Here is a 23,158-nt window from a genome sequence, read left to right on the forward strand (position 1 = left end):
GCTAGGCAAGCGCATCTTCACACAACTCACGAAACCCACAGCCCGCACACCGTCGAACTTCGTCGTGGCTCCGCCCAACCTCGGCTTGATCGAGCAGATCACGCATCACGGCAAGTGTGGCAAGTAGTTCGTCGCGCACTGCAGGCGTATACGCAAGGCGAAACGTCGTTTGTGCATAACGGAGCAGGCCATAGGGTGGGGCCTGTCCGGTGGTTGCTTCCACGAGCAAACAATAGGCGGCCAGTTGCATCAGATCAGAGTCATAGGGTGTGCTGGCCTGGCGGCCTGGTTTGACCTCAACCGGAATCGTATGTCCACCACGTTCAAGCAGGTAATCGGGTTTGCCCGTCAGACCATAGGCTGCCGCAAAGAGGGGGCGTTGCAGGCGGCGGCCTTCGCCGACATCATCGGCCACCACCCGACCCCAGGGCAACCCGGTGCGCCGACGCAGAAGCACAGCGCTTGCCAAGACGAGCAAGGCCAACCCGAGCAAACCAGCAGCGAGGGCCTCTATTGCCACGCTACCACCAGCAGCAGCACCCCGCCGATCAGCAGAGCGATCCCAAGCCACCATGCGCCCTGACTGAGGGCAACCGCCCGTCCGTGGCGAGCGTGCCGCACAATGCCGACAGCCCGGCGCTCGTGCCCAGCAGGTTCCTGGCCGGCGACCCGTCGGAGCCACCAGGCACGAGCGCAAAAAACAAACTCGCCTACTTCACTCGCACGAATAACCGGCATACGTCACCCTATCCCACGGCTACGAACCACCGAGAACCGGATTGCCTCGGATCGCATTCATAACATCGTTGACCGTAATCAGCAACATCAAGCCCATCAGCGCGGCAAACCCAATGGCATGGACAAGGGCTTCCTTTTCGGGGGGAACTTTCTTGCCGCCACGGAGCAACTCGATTACCGAGAAGACAATATGGCTGCCATCGAGCGCGGGGATGGGCAACAGGTTGAGCAAGAAGAGATTCAGGCTCAACACGGCGGTCAGATTCCAGAACGCAATGAAGCCACCGGGTTGCTGGATCACCTCACCCGTCGCACGTGCAATGCCAACCGGTCCAATTGGTTCACCATCGGGTGATGGGGTTGACGAAATAATGCCAAAGATCGCGCCAGGCAAGCCTGCCAGGGCATTGAGCATCCGTCCGAGCAGATCGAAGCTATGGGTAACCCCCGTCCATGCCGCCTGGATGGGGCCTGCCTCAACCATCTCGATATCCTGCCCATAACTAAAACCAAAGCCCGACTCAATCTGGGCCCCACTCGGTGATGTCCAGGGGCCAGGGGTCACGACCAGCGTCACCTCGCGGTCATCACGGAGCACAACGGCCTCGACCGGCTGACCAAGATTATTGCGTCCGACCTCACCGATGACGGTCGCGTCGACGGCTGGGCGACCATCGAGGCTTACCAGTTCATCACCGGCCTGAAACCCAGCGAGGGCGGCGGGGGTCGCATCAAAGACCTCACCAATCAACTGGCGCCCGGTAGGGGTTGGCACCCCCATAAAGAAAAAGAGCGCCGCAAAGATGAGCATAGCCAGCAGGAGATTCATCAACGGACCAGCAACCATCACCGCGATTTTGCGCAGTGGTGGTGCAGCTGCAAGGGTGCCCGACCCACCACTATAGATATTATCTTCGGCGCCTTCGTGGCTAGCAAAGCGCACAAAGCCACCAATAGGCAGCCAGTTCAGCGTATACTTCACGTCATTGCGTTCAAAGAGCACCATGGCCCTGGGGGGAAAGCCGACGCCAAATTCTTCGACTTTAATGCCCATCCAGATAGCCGTCAGAAAATGACCAAGCTCGTGGACAACCACCAGCAAACCAAGCATCAGCAAAAAAGCAACAATCGCCACAATTGGATTGCTGCCTGCTTGCTCAACTGCTTGTTGAACCGGGGCCGCCGCCGCAGTAAGAAACTCCATCTTCTTGCTCCCTCGGGGTGCCTACCACTCCACATAAGATCGATGTACTCAAAGTAGTGTAGCGAGTCTGAGGGGCAGCGTCAAGACGAAGTGAAAGTCAGCGCCAACACCACACCATAATAGACCACTGGCCCGGTAAAGAGCAGGCTATCCATCCGGTCAAGGATGCCCCCATGACCAGGGATCAAGGTACCAGAGTCTTTGACGCCAAGCTGGCGTTTGATCAAAGACTCACAGAGGTCGCCAAGGGGGCCGGCGATTCCAGTGGCAAGCCCAATCAAGACGGCCCCAGCATATGAAATCGGCAAACCCATCAAAAAAACCGCAACGAGCGCGGTAAGGATAGAAGCGACCATCCCCCCGGCAAAGCCTTCCCAGGACTTTTTCGGGCTGAGCACAGGGGCCATTTTATGCCGACCCATTGATCGCCCGACAAAAAAAGCGGCACTATCTTGAATCCAGGTAATCGCCAGCACAAGAAAGAGCCAGGCTGTCCCAGGGGGAAGCCCGAGGCCAGCGAGTGGAGCGGGGCGCAAAGGGGTTGAGAGTTGGGTCAGAAGAATAAACGCGCTGAGCAACCAGCCAATATAGATAGCCCCTGCGAGGGTGAGCGCCCAATTCTGAATACTATTAGTACGATCACCGGGCAACAACTCATAGATCAGGGTGAGGCTCACGGCGAGGGCGAGCAGCAAGCCGGTCACATCAAAAGAGGTCAAAGGGCGGACAGCGGCGGCGAAGCAGAAGGCGAGGCCGACAGCGATGCCTGGGCCAGAGCGGGGCGCGAAGCCGCCCTGGCGAAAGATCGCAAACAATTCACGGATGGCGAGCACGACACACACGCCAACGACCAGCATCGTAGCGAGGGGCCACCAGCCTGCTGCCACAATCAGGGGGATGAGAATTGCCACACTGACCAACCGCCGTGTCAGCGAGCCAGCCTTACTCGGAGAGTCCGCCGAAGCGGCGTTCGCGCCGTCCATATTCACTAACTGCCTGATGAAGATGTTCTGGGCGAAAATCGGGCCAGAACACCGGCGTTACCCAGTACTCACTATAAGCGGCCTGCCAGATCAAAAAATTCGAAATCCGGCGTTCACCGCTGGTTCGAATAACCAGATCGGGATCAGGCATACCGGTGGTCGAGAGCCGCGCACTGATGGCCTCTTCGGTAATCTGGTCAGCCCCGACGCCCTGCGCCACAAGGTCACGCACAGCATCAACAATATCAAGGCGCCCGCCATAATTGAAGGCGATCGCCAGGGTCAACCCCGTATTCTCACGGGTCAGGTCAACGGCCTGTTGCACCTTGCGTGCAAGCAACGGAGTCAAGCCCTGGAGTCGTCCAAGGTGGCGCAAGCACACATTCTGCCGGTGCAAATTTTGCGTTTCGCGATCAATGAAATCGCTCAAGATCTGCATCAACCCCTGCACTTCAAGTGAGGGCCGATTCCAATTTTCGGTTGAAAACGCATACAGAGTCAGAAAGCGCACCCCGATCTGGTGGGCTTCGTTTACAATCGCACGAATATTCTCAGTTCCGGCGCGATGACCGGCAAGGCGCGGCAAACCACGCTGGCGTGCCCATCGCCCATTGCCGTCCATAATCACCGCGATATGGTTCGGGATGCGTCCGCCGTCTGGGGTGGTCATACAGGACGCCTCTTTGTTAGCGAGGGGAACCGGAGATCCAGCCCCGGCGCTCCTGAGAACCTGGGTCATCTTCAGACCGCCAGAACCTCAGCCTCTTTCTCTTTGCCAATGTGTTCCAGTTCAGCGATGCACTTATCGGTCAACTGCTGGATACGTTCCTGGCCGCGGTGCAACTCGTCCTCGCTAATCATCTTCTCGTGTTCAAACTCTTTGAGTTGATCAATCGCATCACGACGTTGATTGCGTACCGAGACCTTCACCTCTTCGACGCGATGGCGCACACCTTTGACCAGTTCGCGGCGACGTTCTTCGGTCAACTGGGGCACGGCGAGTCGAATAACGCGCCCATCATTACTGGGATTAATGCCAAGATCAGAATTTTGAATGGCCTTCTCGATCGTTTTAATCATACCATTATCAAACGGTTGAATCACGATCAAACGGGCTTCGGGGACAACAATCGTGGCAATCTGATTCAGCGGCATCGGTGCGCCATAGGCCTCGACGGGCATATGCTCGACCAGCGCCGACGAAGCCCGACCGGTTCTGACGGTTGCCAGTTGATGGCGCAAGGCTTCAAGCGCTTTCTTCAGTTGGCTTTCATACTCACTGGTGACGTCATTGACCATCACACCCTCCTCACATTACCAGAACTCGCTACGCACAAATTTCTCAGATCGTCAGCGTTCAGTTGCCTGACTGCTGACCAGGGTGCCTACCCGTTCACCAAGCACAATGCGCTCAATCATCCCTGCTTCCAGGGCATTGAACACAATGATCGGAATATTATTATCCATACAGAACGTCAGGGCCGTCGAGTCCATCACAGCGAGACCACGGTTCAGGGCATCCATATAGGTCACGTGATCAAGTTTAACTGCATCGCGATGGCGTCGCGGATCAGCCGTATAGATCCCGTCCACACCATTTTTCGCCATCAAGATGACATCAGCGTGGAGTTCAGCGGCACGCAGAGCTGCGGCCGAGTCAGTGGTAAAGTAAGGATTACCGGTTCCACCGGCGAGGATGACCACCCGGCCTTTGGCCATATGGCGGGTTGCCCGGCGCCTGATATACGGCTCAGCGACCTCATTCATCTGGATGGCCGTCATCGCCCGTGTATCGAGCCCATGCCGTTCAAGGGCATCCTGGAGGGCCAGGGAATTGATGATCGTACCGAGCATGCCCATATAATGTGACTGGGCAGCGTCCATCCCACGGGCAATTGACTGATTGCCGCGCCAGATATTGCCCCCACCAATCACAACGGCTACATCTACTTTGTACTGATGCAGCACGCCGATTTCACGGGCCAGGTAGTCAAGCATATCATAGCTTACCACCTCATCTGTCCCTTTGATCTGCTCACCACTGAGCTTGATCAAGACCCGGCGATACTTTGGCTGTTGCATAGAGCCTCTATCCCAACGGGATATGAAACCCAGGTGGTGGACTGGTGGTACCTGTCGCCCACCTGGGTTTCATGGCCCTGACTAGGCACCAATCTCATAACGGACAAACCGGCGCACGACAATATTTTCACCGAGCTTGGCGATCGCTTCGGTCAGCATCTCTTGGATCGTGCGTGACGCATCTTTGACAAAAGGCTGAGCCAGCAGCACCTGCTCTTTAATCAGTTGCTCGCGGGGCAAACCGCTCTCATGTACAATCGCCTCGGTGATGTCGGCTTCACTCAGGTAGAGCGGATTGAGCGCGACAACGTGCTGGGCAAGGCCATTGGCGAGCGTCACAAACGCCTCGGTACGAGCAACAAAATCGGTCTCACAATTCAATTCAACCATAGCGGCGACTCGCGACCCATAGTGTACATAGACCCCCACGAGGCCTTCGAGGGCCTCGCGGCTCGTCTTCTTGGCGGCGGCTTCGATCCCACGCTCGCGCAGAATCTCGATGGCCTTGTTTATATCGCCGTTGACCTGCTCCAGAATATCTTTGCACTCTTTGATACCGGCACCGGTGCGTTCACGGAGCTCTTTCACCAGTTCAATCGAAACAGCCACAGATTCGCTCCTTGTATCGCTACGCCTGCGCCGAGCACGCCCCCGCGCAGGCTACTTGCTGATCAATCGCAACCACCCCAAGCTAGCCCTGGTGAGCGGACTCACGCCGATGGAGGCCCTCGAGGGCTGCATCAGCGATTTTGCTCGTCAACAGACGAATGCTCCGAATAGCATCGTCGTTGCACGGAATCACATACTCAATCGGATCGGGATTGCAGTTCGTATCAACCATTGCCACGACTGGTACACCGACAACGGCAGCCTCTTTGATCGCCAGATCCTCCTTATGGGGATCGACCACAAAGATCGCTGCTGGCAGACGTTCCATTGTCTTGATGCCACCAAAGACGCGATTGAGTTTGCCAATCTCTTCTTCGAGTTTCAGCCCTTCAGCTTTGGTCAACTTATTGAAATCACCGCGATCGCGTTGGGCTTCAAGATCGGCGAGCCGTTTGAGCCGGCCTTTGATCGTTGCAAAGTTTGTCAACGTACCACCGAGCCAGCGCTGCGTAATATAGTACTGACCGGCGCGGGTTGCCTCTTCGGCAATTGCTTCCTGGGCCTGCTTTTTGGTGCCAACAAACAGGATCTTTTCGCCCCTGGCGGTCATATCAGCCACAAAACGATACGCCGTCGTCAGGCTATGTACCGTCTTTTGCAGGTCAATGATATGAATGCCATTGCGCGCCGTAAAAATATACGGACGCATCTTCGGGTTCCAACGGTTGGTCTGGTGACCAAAGTGTGCGCCAGCCTCTAGCAAGGCCTTGATCGAGACAACACGTGGGGTTGTCTGGGTCATTTCTCCATCCTCCTTGAACATCCTGGAATTTCCAGCCGCCATCCCAGGCCTCTTGCGATCTGAACCAGCCCGAGCTGGCAGGAGATGATCGCAACGCTGAGATGTGTGTATTGGCGCTTGCACACGCCGCCGATCAGTATAGCATAAGCATTACAGTGGGGCAAATTTTTCTTGACAACGCTATAAGCCGGTGTTATCCTAATGGATACCATTACAAAAGCATAGTTTTGATCGCAGACGATCGAAGGATATAGAGGCGCGGTCAGGCGAAAGTCGCCGACCGCGTTTGTGTTCTACAACATCTGGCCTGCGATCACCTGGCAGGTGCCTATGTGCCGCGCAGCCGTGAGAGGATACGGTGACCAATGGATACTCCTGTTGCTGTTGGTGATCATACGGCTAGTGAGGCTCGTGTGAAACCCTCGCTGCCGGGCAAGGCTGTGGCTTTGAGTCGTAGCCAGCAACCACCTGCGCTGTACCTCCAACCAGATCACTTCTCGCCCCATCCTATCCTTCAGTTGCCTATGATTCAATCCATCGCTGAACAACTCACGAAAAAAGAGCAGGCCGAGATTACAGCGGAGATGATACGGGCTCGTTACCTCGATGCCTACCGTAGCCCTACGGTTGAGGCGCTGATTGCCCGCCTGGGGGAGTATCTGCCCGATGCTGACACCGAATTGCTCCGACGGGCTTATGCGCTGGCCTTGATTGCTCACGCTGGTCAGTATCGCCAGAGCGGTGAGCCCTATATTGATCATCCTGTTGCGGTGGCCTCGATCTTGCTCGAATTGCGGCTTGATGCCGAGTCGGTTGCTGCTGCGCTTTTGCACGATGTGGTCGAAGATACCGGGGTTGATCTCGAGGTCATTAAAACCTATTTTAGCGCGACCCTTGCGCATCTTGTTGATGGGGTGACCAAACTTTCAGGCCTTGAACATAAGACGAAAGAAGAGATGCAGGCTGGCTCGTATCGCAAGATGTTCATTGCGACGGCTGATGATCCACGCGTGATCTTGATCAAGCTCGCTGACCGCCTGCACAATATGCGCACCCTTGGCTCAACCTCGCCTGAAAAACAACGTCGTGTTGCGCGTGAAACCCTCGATATCTATGCCCCCCTCGCGCATCGCCTCGGGATGTGGCAGGTCAAGTCTGAACTCGAAGATCTGGCGTTTAAGGCGATCCATCCTGAACATTATCACGAGATTGAAAATGGCTTGAGTCTCCGCGAAGATGCTCGTCAGCGCATTATTCAGCGCGTGATTAAAAAGATGCGCGAAGCCCTTGATAAAGAGGGCATTCGTGCCCAGGTGAATGGACGCCCGAAACATATCTATTCGATCTGGCGCAAGATGGATCGCAAGGGTGTCCCGCTTGAGCAGATCTACGACCAGCTCGCGATCCGGATTATTGTCCAAGAGAGTGACATGAATCAGTCCAAGGGCCTTTGTTATCGGGTGCTTGGGCTTGTGCATAGTATGTGGACACCGGTGCTCAGCGAGTTTGATGATTATATCGCGGTTCCCAAAGAGAGTAGCTATCAGTCACTCCATACAACGGTGATTATCGGCGGTGGGCATCCTTGCGAGATCCAGATTCGCACTGAGGGTATGCATACGGTGGCTGAGCACGGTATTGCCGCACACTGGCGCTATAAAGAGGGCTTTGCTAATCGCAGCGATCAGAATTACGAGGCTAAGATCAAGTGGCTGCGCGAATTGATTTCGTGGCGGATCGAGTTGACTGATGCCCGTGAGTTTGTCGAGAGTCTCAAGCCCGAACTGGAAGAGATGGTCTATGTCTTTACCCCGCGTGGCAAGATCATCGATCTCCCCGAAGGTAGTACGCCGGTTGATTTCGCCTATCATATTCACTCAGAGGTTGGCAATCGGTGCATTGGTGCGCGGGTGAATGGGCGGATGGTGCCGCTTGACTATCATCTGCAGAATGGCGAGATTGTTGATATTATGACGGCTAAAGCGAATCGTGGCCCGAGCCGCGATTGGCTTAATTTTGTGAAGACGCCGAGCGCCCGCAACCATATTCGACGGTACTTCCGCCGTGCTGAACGCGAAGAAAATATTTCAGCAGGCCGTGATCTCCTGGAGAAGGAACTCAAGCGGTTGGGTTTGACCATCAGTTTCGATTATCTGGTCGATCTGGTTGGTGCGCGGTCAAATGATGATCTCTTCAATCAGGTTGGTTCGGGTGAATTGACGGCCCGCACCGTGGCCCAAAAGGCGCTGGCTCAACAGGTCGAGCAACAGCAACCGTCGGAAGCCCTGCCCATGGTGCTACCCAAAGGCACACCAGCTAATCTGAATCAGTCGGTTGGCGTACAGGTCATTGGTGTCGGTGCCATCCATAATCGCCTGGCCCGTTGTTGCAATCCGGTGGTCGGTGAACCAGTCGTTGGCTTTGTGACCCGTGGCCGTGGGGTAACGGTGCATCGGGCTGATTGTCGTACGATTCTGAATGAACCCGACCGTGCGCGCTTGATCGATCTAAGTTGGGGCGGCCAATCTCCCAAGGGCTATTCGGTGCCGATCCGGATCGAGTCGTGGGATCGGGTCGGTCTCTGGCGTGATATTTCGATTGTGGTGGCCGACGCGGGGATCAATATCGAGAAGGTTGAACAAGGGCATACCCGGCATGCTGGGCGTGCCGTGCTGCATTTGCTCGTGACGGTGCAGACAATTACCCAGCTTTCCAGCTTGCTTGATAAGTTGAACCGTATCGCCGATGTGATCGAGGCCCGCCGTGAAAGCGGCACAGGTAAAGGGTGACCACCAGCAATGCAGACGGCGCTGCTTGATTGGTTTGCCCAGCATGCTCGTGATTTGCCCTGGCGGCGTACCCGCGATCCGTATCGCATTCTCGTTGCCGAGTTGATGCTCCAGCAAACCCAGGTGGCACGGGTGTTGCCAAAGTACGAGGCGTTTCTGGCGGCCTTTCCCGATCTTGCCACGCTGGCTGCAGCCCCCACTGCCGAGGTGATTCGTCGCTGGGCGGGCCTTGGTTACAATCGCCGTGCGGTGAATCTGCAGCGTGCAGTCCAGATGGTTTGGCAAGAGCATGGCGGGGTCTTTCCCCGTGATGTGGCGTTGCTGCGCCAGTTGCCCGGGGTTGGTCCGTATACGGCGGGGGCCGTCGCTTGCTTTGCCTTTGAGCAGGATGTTGCCTTTATGGATACGAACATCCGCCGGGTGTTGCTGCGGACACACTATGGGGACGCGCAACTCGATGCGCCCGGCGAGCGTGCGTTGCTCGCGGTGGCCCAGCGCCTGGTGCCTGCGGGTCAGGGATGGGCCTGGAACCAGGCCTTGATGGAGCTTGGAGCGCTTATTTGTACGGCTACGACCCCGGCGTGTCAGCGTTGCCCTGTGCGGCCTATGTGTCGGGCCTACGCTGAGTGGCAGGTGGCTGATGCTGTGACCCTGCTGGCGATGGGGGGCCTTCCGCCTACGCAGTCGGCCCGACCCCAACAACGGGCCGCCGAGCAGCGAGCCGCTTACCGGTCTGAAACACCCTTTGTTGGTTCACGGCGCTGGTATCGTGGACGGATTGTTGACCTGCTGCGCACCTTGCCCCCAGAGTGCTCGCTTCCGCTTGCTGACCTTGGTGCGCAACTCAAAGCAGATTTCACGCCTGATGAGATGGCATGGCTTGATGAACTGGTGCAAGGGCTCGTTCGTGATGGATTGGTGGTGATGGAGGATGGAGCCGTTCGGCTGCCGTGAGCAGCCGAACGGCTCCATCCTCGAGCCTAAAACTTCGTCCGTATGCAGAAGGCTTGACCTCTCTCTATCGCTCTGCTACACTATGCATCCACAGAGATACGATCAGGACGCTGATGCCAAGCATACTTTTACGTTCAGGGCGCGAGCGCTCGTTACAACAGCGGCACCCTTGGGTCTTCTCAGGGGCAATTGCGGCTGTGCGTGGCAACGCGAACAATGGACAACCCATTGATGTGTATGCCGCCAACGGTGAATGGCTGGCCCGCGGGTTCTACAGTGCCAACTCACAGATTCAGGTACGGCTTGCCACCTGGGAGGCCGAGCAACCCCTTGATGAAGCTTGGCTGCGGTCACGGCTAACCAGGGCGCTTGCCGGTCGTGCCCACCTTGCCTCACCGCCCCACCATGCGTGTCGTCTCGTGTTTAGCGAAGCCGACGGCTTGCCAGGGCTGATTGTTGATCGTTATGGTCAATACCTGAGCATCCAGTGCTTGATCCCGGCGATGGTCGAGCGCCGTGATACGCTCATCGCGTTGCTGGTAGAAATGCTGGCACCCGAGGGCATCTATGAGCATAGTGATGCGGAGATATGCGCCAGAGAGGGACTGACACCGCACGAGGGTTTGCTCTGGGGGCGACCTCCCGAGGGACATGTGCTGGTCGAGCCACTGACGCGAGTTCGAGAGCAGGGTTTCCCCACGGTGCTGCGAGTTGATCTGGCGGGTGGGCAGAAGACCGGGCACTATCTCGATCAGGCGTATAACCATGAACGGGTTGCCGTGTATTGCCAACAAGCTGAGGTGCTTGACGGTTTCTGTTACAGTGGGGGGTTCAGTGTTGCTGCGGCGCGAGCGGGGGCCAGCCGGATGACCTTGATTGACAGCTCAGCGGCAGCGCTGGAACTGGCGCGGGCGAATGTCGGGGCCAATGCCCCCGGCGTTGACGCAGAACTGGTCGACGGTGATATGTTTCAGGTTTTGCGCCAGTATCGTGAGCAAGCGCGTCGCTTTGATGTCGTGATCCTTGATCCACCAAAATTCGCCCATAGTCAGCGTCACCTTGAACGGGCCGCTCGTGGCTACAAGGATATTAACTTGCTGGCGATGCAGTTGCTGCGGCCAGGCGGCATCCTGGCAACCTTCAGTTGCTCGGGGTTGGTTGCGCCGGATCTCTTCCAGAAAATTGTCGCTGGAGCAGCGCGTGATGCCCGGCGCGAGGTGCAACTGATCGAGCGTCTCACGCAGAGTCCTGATCATCCGGTGTTGCTTACTTTTCCCGAGAGCGAATACCTCAAAGGGTTGCTCTGTCGTGTCTGGTAACCTGCGGTCTGCTTATGAGTTACACCATTTTTGAAGATGGACATATTGCCAGTCCACTCGGTTTTCGTGCAACGGGCGTCTCGTGTGGCCTAAAAGAGGGGAGCAAAGCGCGGGATCTGGCGCTTATTGCTTCGAACCGACCGGCGCGGGTAGCAGCGATGTTCACCACGAGCCTGACCAAAGCGGCCCCGATCTTTTTGAGTCAGGCGATCTTTGCGCGGAATCGCGAAGCGATTCAGGCAATCTTGATCAATTCGGGTCAGGCGAATGCAGGCACAGGGCAACCTGGCTTGAATGATGCTGTCGAGTGTGCCAAAATCCTGGCGGATGAACTGGAAGTTTCGCGGGATGCGGTTTTGCTGCTCTCGACCGGGCTGATCGGGATACCGTTGCCGATGCCGCGCATGCGTGAGGGGATCAAGCGGGCGGTGAGCGAACTGGATAGCGGCGGTGGGCGGCGGGCAGCGGTGGCGATGTTGACGACTGATACGCGGCCCAAAGAACGGGTCTATCGGTTGCAGATTCGTGAAGGGCAACGCGGCATTCTGGCCGGGATGGCCAAAGGTACGCGGCAGATCAATCCACGCTTGGCTACAATGCTTGTTGTCATTACGACCGATTTGCCGATTGAGCAGCGCCTGATGCAACAGGCGCTGCAACAGAGCGTACGGCACAGCTTCCATCGGCTGAATCTTGATGGCGAGATGAGTCCCAACGATGCGGTGATCATGATGGCCAATGGTGCTGCCGAGGGACCGCCAATGACCAATAGCAACTCGCGAGAATTTGCCACGTTCCAGACGGCCCTCGATGCACTTTGTGGGGATCTGGCCCAGCAGATCGTGCGTGATGCCGCAGGTAGTGGTAAGATCATGCATATACGTGTGCGCGGGGCGTCGAGTGAAGAGACCGCTCGGTCAGTTGCCGAGCGTATCGCGGCTTCTCGTTCGCTCCGTGACGCACTGAGGCGTGGCTTGCCCAACTGGGGGCCAGTGCTTGCCGCCGTCGGCTCCAGTCCGAGCCGACTGCGGCCCGAGTTGCTTGATTTGCGCATTGGCAGCGTGCTTGTTCTGCATGCTGGCATGGTGGCAAGGCATGATCCAGTTGCGTTGATCCAGGCTTTCTCTAGCCCTGAACTTGAGTTGATTATTGATCTCCATATGGGGCCAGTTGACGTAACCATGACGTCGTGTACGTGGCATGAAGATTAGAACTCGCGCTCTGCACCTGAGGGCGGGTAGCCGTCGCCAGAGACGCACCAGCATGGCAAGGAACTTATGAGTCGTCAGTTACCGCTCTTTCCTCTTGGAACAATCCTCTTTCCGGGGATGACAATCAACCTTCATATTTTTGAAGAACGCTATCGTTCGATGATCAGTAAGTGTATCGAACAACGAACACCCTTTGGGATTGTGCTCATTCGTGCGGGTGATGAAGTCGAAGAAGGGCGTCTGGGTGGTGCTCCGGCGGAACCACATCTGGTCGGGACAACGGCGGAGATCAGTGCGAACGTGCGGCTTGAGGATGGGCGCTTTCTGTTGACGGCGGTCGGGCGCGAGCGTTTCATCATCCGTCAGATTACGCAGCGGCATCCTTATCTTGTTGCGTCGGTGCAAGTGCTTGAAGAGGAGGTTGCCCCCGGGGTGGCGAAGGCTGCCGAAGAGCTACGGGCGATATATCTGCGGTACTGGAAGGCTGTCGAGGTTGCGACGGGTGTCCCGGTCGAACCTGACGAATTGCCGAGCGATCCGGCAACGATGGCGTATCAGCTTGCGGATCGTTTGCAGGTTTCACTCGCGCGCAAACAGCACTGGCTTGAAGCGCCGCTGTTGGCGCGGCTGTATGAAATGGCGTCTGATCTTCGGGCTGAACTCGCGCTGATGCCGGGTAGCCAGGATGACGCAGGGCAAGGGTTTGCTGGTCTTGGCAGCCTAAATTAAGCTATGATTATTGGTGTCTGTACCCTCCAAATGTCAATTCCGATGGCCTTGTCGCTCAAAGAGAAGCGCCAGGTGGTCAAATCGCTGTTGACGCGTGTACGCAACGAGTTCAATGTCTCGATTGCCGAGGTTGATGATCAGGACATCTGGCAGAGTACGGTCTTTGGCATTGCGTGTGTGGCGACGTCACAGGCGTATGCGCATGGTCAACTCGAAGCGGTGATCCGTTTTCTTGATCGCCAGCGCCCCGATTGTCCGATCGGGGCCTACGAGATTGAGATGCTTTGATGGAAGCAATCCTGCCCTTCCCCTTCATTGCGCTGGTCGGTCAGGTTGAATTAAAGACGGCGTTGGTGCTTGGCCTGATCAACCCTGGCATTGGGGGTGTTTTGCTCAGCGGCCCGTATGGTGTGGGCAAAACCACGGCGGTGCGCGGCCTGCTTGATGTAATGCCAATCGTTGCAGACACCTCAGCAGCGGGCGAAGAGCAAGCTGGCCCCGGGCGGATGCGGCTGGTTGAATTACCGCTGAATGCGCGGATAGAAGATGTCGTCGGGGGCATCAACGAGCGGGTGGCGTTGGAACAGGGCCAGGTTCTGCTTGAGCCAGGCGTGCTTGCGCGAGCGCATGGCAACCTGCTCTATGTTGATGAAATCAACCTGCTGGATGCCCATGTGGTTGATGCCATCCTTGATGCGGCAGCGCAGGGGCGCACGCTGGTGCGGCGGGGGCCAATGACACGCCTCTTTCCAACGCGCTTTGTCATGATTGGTTCGATGAATCCGGAAGAGGGGAACCTGCGCCCACAGATTCTGGATCGGTTTGGCTTGCGGGTCTGGGTGGGGCCACTCGATGATCGGCAGCAGCGCCTAGAGGTTTACCGGCGGGCTCAAGCGTTTCGGCTTGATCCCGAAGCTTTTCGGGCTGCCTATGCCACGCAGACGACGGCGCTTGCTGCGGAGATCGAGGCAGCGAGGGCAATTCTGCCGCATGTGGTGGTGCCACCTCAACTCGAAGAGCAGGCGCTTGCGCTGGTGCAGGCGTTGAAGGTTCCATCGCATCGAGCCGAGATCGCCCTGCTTGAAGGTGCACGGGCACGGGCGGCCGCTGATTTTCGTAGCCTTGTCACAACTGAAGACCTGCGTCGGGTTGCCCCACTTGCCCTGCAGCAACGCCAGAGTGTGCAACTCGAAGCGCACGCGCATTGGCAGCATGCCGAGCGCACCCTGATCGAACAAGCGCTCGACGTGATCATACCTTCTGATGAAACGATGGCAGGTGAGGCAGAAAACCAGACCACGCTAAGCCAGTTTGAACAAGAGCGTGTCTAACTATGCATCACGGCACACACAGTTTCGGTCGCAACATTGCGCCCGCAGAGCAGCGCGACCACGCGCTGACGGGCTAGCCCGGGGATCAAGCCTTCGAGCAGGGCTGCGATGGTCACGGCGGCACTTCCTTCGACGAGCAGATGGTGTTCATCGAGCAGCCAGCGCATAGCGGCAGCGATTTGCGGCTCGCTCACCAGCACAATGCGTTCGACCAGTTGTTGGACGAGGGGAAACGTCATCGCGCCAGCTTCGACATTGCCCGCGAGGCTATCGGCAAGCGTGGGGCGATGCTGAATCTGCACAAGGTGTCCCGCTTGCAACGACGCATGCATCGCTGCGGAATGTTCAGCCTGCACCCCGATAAGGCGCAGCTTGGGATTGATAGCCTTGGCCCAGATGCCGATGCCACTGATCAAGCCACCGCCGCCAACACTGACGACCAGCACCTCGGCATTGGGCAACTGGTCCAGGATCTCACGGCCAAGGGTTCCCTGCCCTGCAATCACATCGGGGTGATTATAGGGTGAAATAAAGCGCTGGCCTTCTTCATGGGCGAGGCGCATCGCTGCGGCCTCGGCTTCATCATAATCTTTGCCAAGGAAGAGCAGGTTGACTGGGTAGCGTTGCAAGGCCTGAATTTTGGCGGGCGACGCATTTTCAGGTAAGACGAGGGTTGCATCAATCCCGGCGTGGGCGGCAGCATAGGCGATCCCGAGGGCGTGATTGCCGGCAGAGCAGGCGACGACCGGCCAGCGCCCTTCGCCTGAAAGGAGGGCGCTGGCGGCCCCCCGGATTTTGAAGCTACCGGTGACCTGCGCACACTCGAGTTTAAGAAAGACCTCGGCCCCGGCCAGACGCGTCAACGGTCGGCTATATTCGAGGGGGGTCGGATAGACGATGCCAGCCATCCGGCGGTGTGCCGTGAGGATATCAGCAGGCGTAAGCATAGGTTTAGTCTTTCTGGAAGGGTATCAAAGCGAATAAGATGATGACACCCTGTATCCACTTCTATAATACACGGTGCTGGATACAGTCAGCAGTGTTGCGATAGCAGTCTTATCTGGATTGTAAGCAGGAGAGTCGGCGTATGGTTTTACAGGAAATGATCCGCTATGAGCCCGATGCCGTGGGGCTGAAGCCCTCGGCTAGGGGAAGCGAAGCCCGCCTGCGCGGGCGCGACCGGATTCATTTCGGGAAGACCATTAGCCGGCACTCCTCAGACACAAATCGTCTAGGATGGTTATATTGGCGCATGTGGCTGGCTTGCAACGTGTGCAGGCTCGGCATGGGTGACAATCGTCTCATCATAATCTTCAGGTTTTCGTTATGTACGATTGCTATACATCAGTGTATAATGAAAAATCACAGATCTTTACGAGTGAGCGAGGCTGAGGAATGAAAGTGTGCCCATATCCCTGCCCCATCATTGCGCGTGATCGCAATGACATTGCTGCATTACGGCAACATTTGCTTGAAGGCCATCAATGCCTGGATACCTGGTTGTCGTTGAGTCGCCTGGTGGGTGATCCACGCCAGCGACGTGACTGCCTGGAACGAGCGGCAGTTCTTGCGCCGGAAGATCAGACAATCCGTGAGGAATGGCTGAAAGCAGTGCTGGTGGTCGAACCAGAGAATGTCAATGCCCAGGCGCTGCTGCGTGAGATCGAAACGCTCCGCTTGCTTTCTGATGTAAAAACGAACTACTTTCACGAACAACCCCGAGCCCGACTCCTTGGCGACATTCTGGTTGGCATGCAAGCAATCACGCCTTCAGAACTGCAAGAAGTGCTGAAGATGCAGAGTGATGGCATGGCTATTATCACGGATCGTCGTCTGGGCCAGATCTTGCTGCGGCAGAAACTCATCACGCCGAGCAAACTAGCCCGTGCGCTGATCATTCAGCAGCAAGAGCGCAGTAGTCTGCGGATTGCGCCTCAGGTGCTCGGCGAATATTTAGTGGAACAACAACTGATTACCCCTGAACAACTCGAAAAAGCCCTGATCGAGCAGATCCGGCTGGATCAAAAGGGCCAGCGTCTGAGTCTTGGTCAAATCCTTATTCGCCTGCGTATTTTACCACCAAAAGTGATCGAGAAGGCTGTAACGGATCATCAACGCGCCTTCTGGGCCAAGCTTGACAAGTAACGAGCTTGACCGTTTGGAGTGCCGACTTCAGTCGGCTCAGTAAAAAGCCGACTGAAGTCGGCACTCCAAACGGTCAAGCAAGCATACCCAATGCTGAAACATGCCTAAGCGAAGGACGCAGGCGAGAGCAACCAGGAAAGAGGCTGGGCGCAGCGAGACAGTGCAGGTTCAGCGATATGCACGGGGGAACCTTCGCTCTGCGCTTAAGCAGCAAAACCCGCCCGAGACCCACATATCTTGAAGACCTGTGAGGTCTTCCACAGCTCTACAGAAGAATGGTTACAGCCGCGATCAGAAAAAGAATCTGCAAGCCTACCGTTGTCAGTTGGAGCAACCTCGCGCCGACGGATGTGCGTCGGTAGAGGGCAAGCCCGAGGCCAAGGTTGAGCAAGCCAAGTAAAGCGCTGGCGAGCGGCAAAAAGAGGATCTGGTAACGAGGGGCACTGCCGAGGGCCTGACCACTGGGATCGGCTTGCATGTCGATCAGAGCGGGCAAGGATGGATAGAGCGCCATCATCGCCCCGACCAGGGCGAGATGAAGCACCACGGCAAGCACGAGGGCGCGTTGCACCACCTTATCAGTCCAGAAGGCATAGAAAAAGATCGGACCAGCCTCAAGGCCAGGCGTCAGTTGCTGGATCGGGCCAATGCGCCGCCGCTGTTCCAACTCCTGGATAAAGGCAGCACTCTCGCGGGGTGAGATAAGATAGATCTCGGCAGATGTTTGAATGCCAAGGGCGCGCCGTGGATTCACTGTGCTGAAACGTTGTACAGCCTGACCATTGGCAAGCCTTCCACGGCCATAGAAATAGCCAATTTGTTGCAACAGATGGCCGTTTGCTCCGCGCTCGGTTATGCCACTATCAACACGTTCGATCATTTGCATCGGCACGACCATACGATGGCCGAGCCAGTAAATATAGAGGCCATCACGATCGAGGCCATACCAGAGCGTGGCAGTGGCAACGATCTGATAGCCAAATGACCCGGCTAGGCTCAGCAGAGCCAAGCCAAGCAACCCCTGTGCAAAGAGTTCAGCATTGATCGGCCACGCTTCCGGTGGCAGAGCGAGGGCTCTGCCAACCGGAATGAGCGTATAGATTGCTGCTGCGGCGATAAGCAGAAAGAGCACACTTGCCGCCCAGAGACGCCATGAAGGCTGTGGTTTCCAGCGTCGCATTAGGGTACTACAGGAGTGAGCGAGGGGAGTGCCCCAGGTGTCTCGCTCGCATCCTCAGTTGGCTCTTCGGGTTCCAATGGCACCTCAGTGGGGAGCGCCGTCGGCGGGCCAGGCTGGAAAGCGGGCACCACAGTTGGAACCGGGGGTGCTGGTTCAGCGGTCGGCGTTGGCGTTTGCGGAGGCACGCGGGTTGAGCCAAGGGCCTCACGTTGCTCAATCACCCAGAGATCAAGTGCCGCAGTGCGAGCCTCACGCAACTGAGTTTCGGGATCAGGGATCTCGAGGAACGTCACCTCAAGAATATGCCAGCCGAACTCCGTTCGAATCGGATCGCTGATCACCCCAACATCAAGGGCAAAAGCCTGGGCGACCAATTCTGGGGGATAGGTGACGCCAGTATCAGCCAGGCCATTGCGATCGAAGCGGCCGAGGCTTCCTTCACGCTCACGTGAACCAGGATCAGTGGAGGAAGCAGCGACGAGGGAGGCAAAAGCGGCCCCGGACTGCAACTCAGCAAGCACAGCCTCAGCTTCGGGGCGTTTCTCAGCAAAAGCTGCTTCAACCTCAGTTGGCGATGCCCCCTCGGGGACGGTAACGCCGATCAAAATCTGGCGAGCCTCGACGCGGTCAGGTTCTTCCTGAAAAACAAACGTAGCTTCGGGGACGAGATAGGCCTGCAATTGTTGATTGAGCACCCGCTCGGTGTACTGTTGATCAAGGGCGGCGCGGAAATCAGCGGGCGACAACTCGGGCGAACGTCCTACGGCTGACAACTCGAGCTCATAGCGACGAAAAATCTCGGCGACAATCTGGTCTTGCTGTTCAGCGGCGACTGCTGGGGGCAACGGAGTAGGACTCAGCGCCGGATCATCGGTTGGTTGAGGGGCAGGCGCAGACTCATCAGCAGGTTCCTCTTCAGCCTGATCCAGAGGGGATGAAGGGGGAGGCAAGAAGGCAACGCCCAGTTCTTGCACCATTGTTTGCGTCACCTCATCAGGCTCAACGACGATGCCGAGGGGTGCGGAACCCTGGAGTTTGACCTGGCGATCCTGCCATCCTGCCACGACGGTATCATCAACCGGCGCATTCGAGATTGCGGCAATCTGCTGGTCAATCTGCGGGCTCTGGCCTTCAAACTGCTGGGTAAACTGAGGATTACCGGCAAAGAGGGCGAGCAACTGAAAATTCTGGATAATCTGCTGCGTATAACCGAGCCTGAGCTCTTGCCAGTAGTCACTTTGCGAGAGGGTCACATCACCGACGCGGGCGACGGGGCGACTCGGCAACCAGAGTCGATCATAGAGCAGGCCACCGAGTACCGCCACAAGGGCGAGGCCAAGGGCAAGGCTGGTCACAAGAATCACCATACGTTGCTGGCGTTGCTCACGCAACTTATGTGCGGCAACGCGGCGTGAAGGTGGGCGTTCTGGAGGTGGTTGGGCTGTTTGTTGGTCAGGCGCTTGCTGCCTGGATCCCGGTTTGCCCTGTGCTTGCGATTTTTTTGGTGTCTCTGCCATGGTAGAGGTGGGGGGCATCTGGCTCATGTGGTTGCTACGCAAGACTGCAAGCGCAAGGAACTCGCCTGAGCGAGCCACCTTCTACGTGCATCTGCCGTACGTAGCAACCGGATCTGACCAGTGCTTAGAAGGGAATATCCTCGTCACCGATATCAGGCGATGGCGGCGGCGGCGGCGGACCCGAGCGACCGCTTCGCGGGAGATCACGGGGAGGGTGATACTCATCACTTTCGCGATGGGCGCGACCCTCACGGCTATCGAGCATGATCATATCACTGGCAATCAACTCGGTCTTATAACGAGTCTGACCGCTCTGCTGATCTTCCCATGAGCGTGTCTGAAGGCGTCCTTCCAGATAGACACGGGCACCCTTATTGAGGTACTGGTTACAGGTCTCAGCCAGTTTATTCCAGGCAACAACGCTAAACCACTCAGTCTCTTCGTGGGTCTCGCCATTGCTATCGCGCCACTGACGCCCGACGGCAACCCGAAAGGTTGTCACAGGGCTACCTGACGGAGTAAAACGCATTTCTGGATCGCCGCCCAGTCGACCAATAATCATCACTTTATTGAGGTCACGTGCCATTACTGCTACTCCGCTCGCACGCCATCAAGGTTTATCCAGGACTCAGGCCTCGGTCTCTTCAACAACCTCATCGTTCTCCTCATCGCTCGCATCAGGACTATCAGGCACGGGTTGCACACCCTTCGGCTCAATGACGGTCATGAGGTGGCGCAGGATCGCATCGGTGAGCTTAATCGTACGTTCGAGCTCAATCACTTTGGAAGCACTGAGCGTCAGATTGATCAAGACGTAGTAGCCCTCACTAAAATTGCGTCGGCTCGCTTCACCGCTGACATATTCACGAATCGTATAGGCGAGCTTGCGGCGGCCCCAGGGGGGCGACTGATTAATGCCCGTGATTTCACCACCGGCGGTTTGAATGGTGTCGCGCAAGCGATCGAGGGTTGCAGTGACCCCTTCTTCGTTTGCATTCAGCGGACTAATCACAATCATAAGTTCATATTCACGACGACGTTCGCGCACACCTTCCTCCTCTGGTGATGTCCCACTCGTCTATCCTCTGGGGTTGCGCGACCCAGAGGTGCGGTGGAACCGAAAGATAGTGAGCAGTAGTAATGCACCATACATTCCAGAAGACTGCTCATACCAACGGTGGATTATAGCATGGCTACCACGACAACGCAATGTGCGTTGTCGTGGTAGCCGGGTGATGGCATCATACGAAACCGGATACAAAAATACGCTCTATCAGGGCACCCGCCAGGGGTACCCTGGCGGGGTGCTGCATACACGGAAGATGCAATCGCCCTATCGTGGCGGCAGGGTGATGGCAACGTCCGCCTGGGGTGTTTCAGGGCGACAGTCCTACTTCAATCCTGGTGAGCACGATGCTGAGGGGGCCATTGTAATGGGGATTATCGTCAGCCGGGGCACGCAGGTAAAGGGTATGTTCACCTGGGGGCACGACAAGCCTCAGGATGGTCGCTGCATGCGCTGGTTGCGCGGGAACCTGCCATGTGCCAAGAGCTTGGGCATTGAGCACGAGTTGGACCTGGCGTGCGACCTGGTAACTTTCGGCCTGCATCTGCACCTGGATCATGGTGGGTTCGTTGGAGGGATTCAGGAGCGCAAGCACCCCTTCTTGGCTCATCCAGCGCCAACTTTGCTCGCCGACCTGTTCTTCGGGGTACCATCCTTCGGCGAAATAACCAAAGGGTTGCTGTTGGGTCGCAGGAATATGGTAGAGGCTATACGTGGTTGTGGTTATGGTTGGAGTTGGCTCTAGGCCTGGCAGGGCTTGGTTCAGGGCGGCTGCAACGTTTATGTGCATTTGTGGGGGCAACTGATCCCAGTGGACGAGCACCTGACGAATGCCATAAACATCCAGGATCATAGGGCCTTGAGCGCCGGGCGCAAGCAAGCGATCTGGTTCTGGTTCCATCCGCCAGAGTTGACGGATCGCGGGGCGGTGTTCGGCCCAGCGGTTCGGAGGATTGCGGGCGAGATACCCACCGAGGATGGGACGTTGATGGACGAGTTGGGCGCGGAGGGAAAAACTATCCTGGCGAACAGGCAGCACCAGCAAGGCTCCTGGTTGAGAGGCGAGATCCTGATAGACTCGCGGCACATCAGAGCGTTGTAGGGGCAGCGGTGGCGTGACATATTCAAAGGCGATCAGGGCGGTCACCAGGAAGAGCGACGCATAGGCAGCGCGGGAACCATGGCGCAGCGTCAGCAACGTTGTGAGCCAGGTAAGCCCATAGGCGGTCAAAGGAATCAGGGCCAGACTAGTGATGATCACAAAATGGCCGGGGCGCTGGGCAATGCCAAGCCCAGGGAGATTAAGCAAGAGCAGATAGGGCAGCGGGATGCCAGTCTCGAACTCGCCCACGGTCAAGACAGGGCCAAAAGCAAAGAGGAGGCCAAGCAAGCCAAGGCAGAACCAGCGCCAGGCTGTGCGCCAGGCAACGAACGTACCAAGGCTTGCCAGGGCAAGGGTCGTATACCCAAGGGCAACATTCCAGGCGGCTATATCAGGATGCCAGCGTTGCCCCAGCGCGTGGATGGTTGGCCCCCAGAGAGGATGGAGATTGCTGGGCAGGAACGGATCAAGCAAGTTTGCCGAACGGCTCACGAGAAACGCATCACGCTGAATTTGCCCGACGCTCTCGCGGGGGCCATCGAGCATTGGCGCAAGGACTGGCCAGAGCAGCGGGAAGAGCAAGGCGAGGGCGAGGCTACCAACGAGCGCCATACGACCGGTCAGGATCGCCCGATGGAAGGCGAGCGGTTGTGGCTGGGGCGCAGTTGGTACAAGGCTAGCCCGTGCTGACGCGAGTTGCGTCCCGTCAAGCAGCAAACTGTGCGGCGCAACAAGTGCGAGCAGGGCAAAAGCAAGGCTATAGATCGCGATAAAGAGCAGATAATAGAGACTCGTATAGCCAATGAGCGCAAGAAAAAGCGCCGCGAGCAGCGGATCGCGATACCCAGGGCGGGTCACAGTGCGCAAGAGAAAGAGGGCATAGAGAGGGAGCCATTGAACCGCGATCAATTCTAGCTGCCCGTCCCAAACCTTGGTCATATGGTAGGGTGACCAAGTAAAGATCAGGCCTGCCACAAACGCCACCCCTGGTTGGGCCCCGAGTTGACGGGCAAACCAGAACGCAGCGAGGCCAGCAAGCGTGAGCGCCAACAGAACGGCCGCATTGAAGCCCGCCAGTGGACCTGCAAGCGCCGTCACAGGGAAGACGAGCAAGCCATTGCTCAGGTTCAACGGATGCAGGGCAAGGTCAACCCCCTCGGGATAATAGAGGAGGGGTGTAAAGAGAGGATGCATGCCCTGAGCGAAGGCATAGTGAACCCACCAGACGTGCCAGACATGCTGCCACCCATCAATCGCGGCCACTGCACCACCTGGGATAGCCTGATCAACAGAGGGCAACACAGGTGCCATGAGGATCAAGCCAAAGAGCGCATAGGCAAGAATTACGAGGATATGTTTACGCAAAGTCATGCTGCTTCACCGCTACTATTTTATCG

Annotated in this window: 23 protein-coding genes; 8 read left to right on the forward strand and 15 right to left on the reverse strand. The window is 57.1% G+C overall.

Features of this window, described 5'->3' with window-relative positions; genetic code table 11:
• Position 1 precedes the first annotated feature (1 nt).
• From cas4 to rpsB, 9 genes are all read right to left on the reverse strand, one after another.
• Entirely contained in the window at positions 2 to 520 is a 519-nt protein-coding gene (cas4, locus tag EKD05_RS10670; RefSeq protein ID WP_240695726.1) for a CRISPR-associated protein Cas4, read from the reverse strand.
• Positions 511 to 738, reverse strand: a complete 228-nt coding sequence (locus EKD05_RS10675; protein WP_129672460.1) for a hypothetical protein — start codon at positions 736 to 738, stop codon at positions 511 to 513. Before EKD05_RS10675 ends, cas4 begins: the two co-directional genes overlap by 10 nt.
• Before the next feature lie 19 nt (positions 739 to 757).
• Positions 758 to 1,942 (reverse strand): RIP metalloprotease, encoded by a 1,185-nt coding sequence (locus EKD05_RS10680; protein WP_129672462.1) that lies wholly within the window; start codon positions 1,940 to 1,942, stop codon positions 758 to 760.
• A gap of 80 nt (positions 1,943 to 2,022) precedes the next feature.
• Entirely contained in the window at positions 2,023 to 2,853 is an 831-nt protein-coding gene (locus tag EKD05_RS10685; RefSeq protein WP_240695727.1) for a phosphatidate cytidylyltransferase, read from the reverse strand.
• Positions 2,854 to 2,884: 31 nt separating this feature from the next.
• Positions 2,885 to 3,595, reverse strand: coding sequence for an isoprenyl transferase (locus tag EKD05_RS10690; RefSeq protein WP_129672464.1), 711 nt, complete (start codon positions 3,593 to 3,595; stop codon positions 2,885 to 2,887).
• A 71-nt stretch (positions 3,596 to 3,666) separates the two neighbouring features.
• The gene (frr, locus tag EKD05_RS10695; protein ID WP_129672466.1) at positions 3,667 to 4,224 is read right to left on the reverse strand and encodes a ribosome recycling factor; all 558 of its coding nucleotides are present in this window, start codon (positions 4,222 to 4,224) and stop codon (positions 3,667 to 3,669) included.
• Between the two features lie 51 nt (positions 4,225 to 4,275).
• Positions 4,276 to 5,007, reverse strand: coding sequence for a UMP kinase (pyrH, locus tag EKD05_RS10700; protein ID WP_129672468.1), 732 nt, complete (start codon positions 5,005 to 5,007; stop codon positions 4,276 to 4,278).
• An 81-nt stretch (positions 5,008 to 5,088) separates the two neighbouring features.
• Positions 5,089 to 5,616, reverse strand: coding sequence for a translation elongation factor Ts (gene tsf / locus EKD05_RS10705; protein WP_129672470.1), 528 nt, complete (start codon positions 5,614 to 5,616; stop codon positions 5,089 to 5,091).
• A gap of 82 nt (positions 5,617 to 5,698) precedes the next feature.
• A complete protein-coding gene (rpsB, locus tag EKD05_RS10710; protein WP_097650831.1) occupies positions 5,699 to 6,418 on the reverse strand; it encodes a 30S ribosomal protein S2 in 720 nt (239 codons plus the stop codon).
• 365 nt (positions 6,419 to 6,783) lie between these two features.
• On the opposite strand from rpsB, the gene EKD05_RS10715 reads away from it, so the two are divergent.
• The 7 genes from EKD05_RS10715 to EKD05_RS10745 all read left to right on the forward strand — a co-directional run bounded on the left by EKD05_RS10715 (position 6,784) and on the right by EKD05_RS10745 (position 14,751).
• Complete coding sequence (locus EKD05_RS10715; RefSeq protein WP_129672472.1) at positions 6,784 to 9,207, forward strand: bifunctional (p)ppGpp synthetase/guanosine-3',5'-bis(diphosphate) 3'-pyrophosphohydrolase; 2,424 nt, start codon at positions 6,784 to 6,786, stop codon at positions 9,205 to 9,207.
• 9 nt (positions 9,208 to 9,216) lie between these two features.
• Positions 9,217 to 10,161, forward strand: a complete 945-nt coding sequence (locus EKD05_RS10720) for an A/G-specific adenine glycosylase (RefSeq protein WP_129672474.1) — start codon at positions 9,217 to 9,219, stop codon at positions 10,159 to 10,161.
• Positions 10,162 to 10,274: 113 nt separating this feature from the next.
• The gene (locus EKD05_RS10725; RefSeq protein ID WP_129672476.1) at positions 10,275 to 11,480 is read left to right on the forward strand and encodes a class I SAM-dependent rRNA methyltransferase; all 1,206 of its coding nucleotides are present in this window, start codon (positions 10,275 to 10,277) and stop codon (positions 11,478 to 11,480) included.
• Between the two features lie 14 nt (positions 11,481 to 11,494).
• A complete protein-coding gene (argJ, locus tag EKD05_RS10730) occupies positions 11,495 to 12,691 on the forward strand; it encodes a bifunctional ornithine acetyltransferase/N-acetylglutamate synthase (protein ID WP_129672478.1) in 1,197 nt (398 codons plus the stop codon).
• 66 nt (positions 12,692 to 12,757) lie between these two features.
• Entirely contained in the window at positions 12,758 to 13,420 is a 663-nt protein-coding gene (locus EKD05_RS10735) for an LON peptidase substrate-binding domain-containing protein (protein ID WP_129672480.1), read from the forward strand.
• 3 nt (positions 13,421 to 13,423) lie between these two features.
• On the forward strand, positions 13,424 to 13,708 hold the full coding sequence (locus tag EKD05_RS10740; RefSeq protein WP_129672482.1) for a DUF503 domain-containing protein: 285 nt from the start codon (positions 13,424 to 13,426) through the stop codon (positions 13,706 to 13,708).
• Positions 13,708 to 14,751 (forward strand): ATP-binding protein, encoded by a 1,044-nt coding sequence (locus tag EKD05_RS10745; protein ID WP_205703915.1) that lies wholly within the window; start codon positions 13,708 to 13,710, stop codon positions 14,749 to 14,751. Before EKD05_RS10740 ends, EKD05_RS10745 begins: the two co-directional genes overlap by 1 nt.
• Here the strand turns inward: EKD05_RS10745 and EKD05_RS10750 are convergent.
• Complete coding sequence (locus EKD05_RS10750) at positions 14,748 to 15,698, reverse strand: threonine/serine dehydratase (protein WP_129672486.1); 951 nt, start codon at positions 15,696 to 15,698, stop codon at positions 14,748 to 14,750. The two genes, EKD05_RS10745 and EKD05_RS10750, sit on opposite strands and share 4 nt — an antisense overlap.
• Positions 15,699 to 16,146: 448 nt before the next feature.
• On the opposite strand from EKD05_RS10750, the gene EKD05_RS10755 reads away from it, so the two are divergent.
• Positions 16,147 to 16,896 (forward strand): hypothetical protein, encoded by a 750-nt coding sequence (locus EKD05_RS10755; RefSeq protein ID WP_129672488.1) that lies wholly within the window; start codon positions 16,147 to 16,149, stop codon positions 16,894 to 16,896.
• A gap of 265 nt (positions 16,897 to 17,161) precedes the next feature.
• Here the strand turns inward: EKD05_RS10755 and EKD05_RS10760 are convergent, their stop codons facing one another.
• From EKD05_RS10760 to EKD05_RS10780, 5 genes are all read right to left on the reverse strand, one after another.
• Complete coding sequence (locus tag EKD05_RS10760; protein WP_129672490.1) at positions 17,162 to 18,076, reverse strand: PH domain-containing protein; 915 nt, start codon at positions 18,074 to 18,076, stop codon at positions 17,162 to 17,164.
• On the reverse strand, positions 18,076 to 19,443 hold the full coding sequence (locus tag EKD05_RS10765) for a peptidylprolyl isomerase (RefSeq protein ID WP_240695728.1): 1,368 nt from the start codon (positions 19,441 to 19,443) through the stop codon (positions 18,076 to 18,078). The genes EKD05_RS10760 and EKD05_RS10765 overlap by 1 nt, the downstream gene beginning before the upstream one ends.
• A 274-nt stretch (positions 19,444 to 19,717) precedes the next feature.
• On the reverse strand, positions 19,718 to 20,179 hold the full coding sequence (locus EKD05_RS10770) for a single-stranded DNA-binding protein (RefSeq protein WP_129672492.1): 462 nt from the start codon (positions 20,177 to 20,179) through the stop codon (positions 19,718 to 19,720).
• Between the two features lie 42 nt (positions 20,180 to 20,221).
• Positions 20,222 to 20,641, reverse strand: a complete 420-nt coding sequence (gene rpsF / locus EKD05_RS10775; RefSeq protein WP_129672494.1) for a 30S ribosomal protein S6 — start codon at positions 20,639 to 20,641, stop codon at positions 20,222 to 20,224.
• A gap of 328 nt (positions 20,642 to 20,969) precedes the next feature.
• On the reverse strand, positions 20,970 to 23,132 hold the full coding sequence (locus EKD05_RS10780; protein ID WP_165360683.1) for a hypothetical protein: 2,163 nt from the start codon (positions 23,130 to 23,132) through the stop codon (positions 20,970 to 20,972).
• Between the last annotated feature and the right edge of the window lie 26 nt (positions 23,133 to 23,158).

Source organism: Candidatus Chloroploca sp. Khr17, assembly GCF_004138165.1.
In the GTDB taxonomy this organism is placed as follows: domain Bacteria; phylum Chloroflexota; class Chloroflexia; order Chloroflexales; family Chloroflexaceae; genus Chloroploca.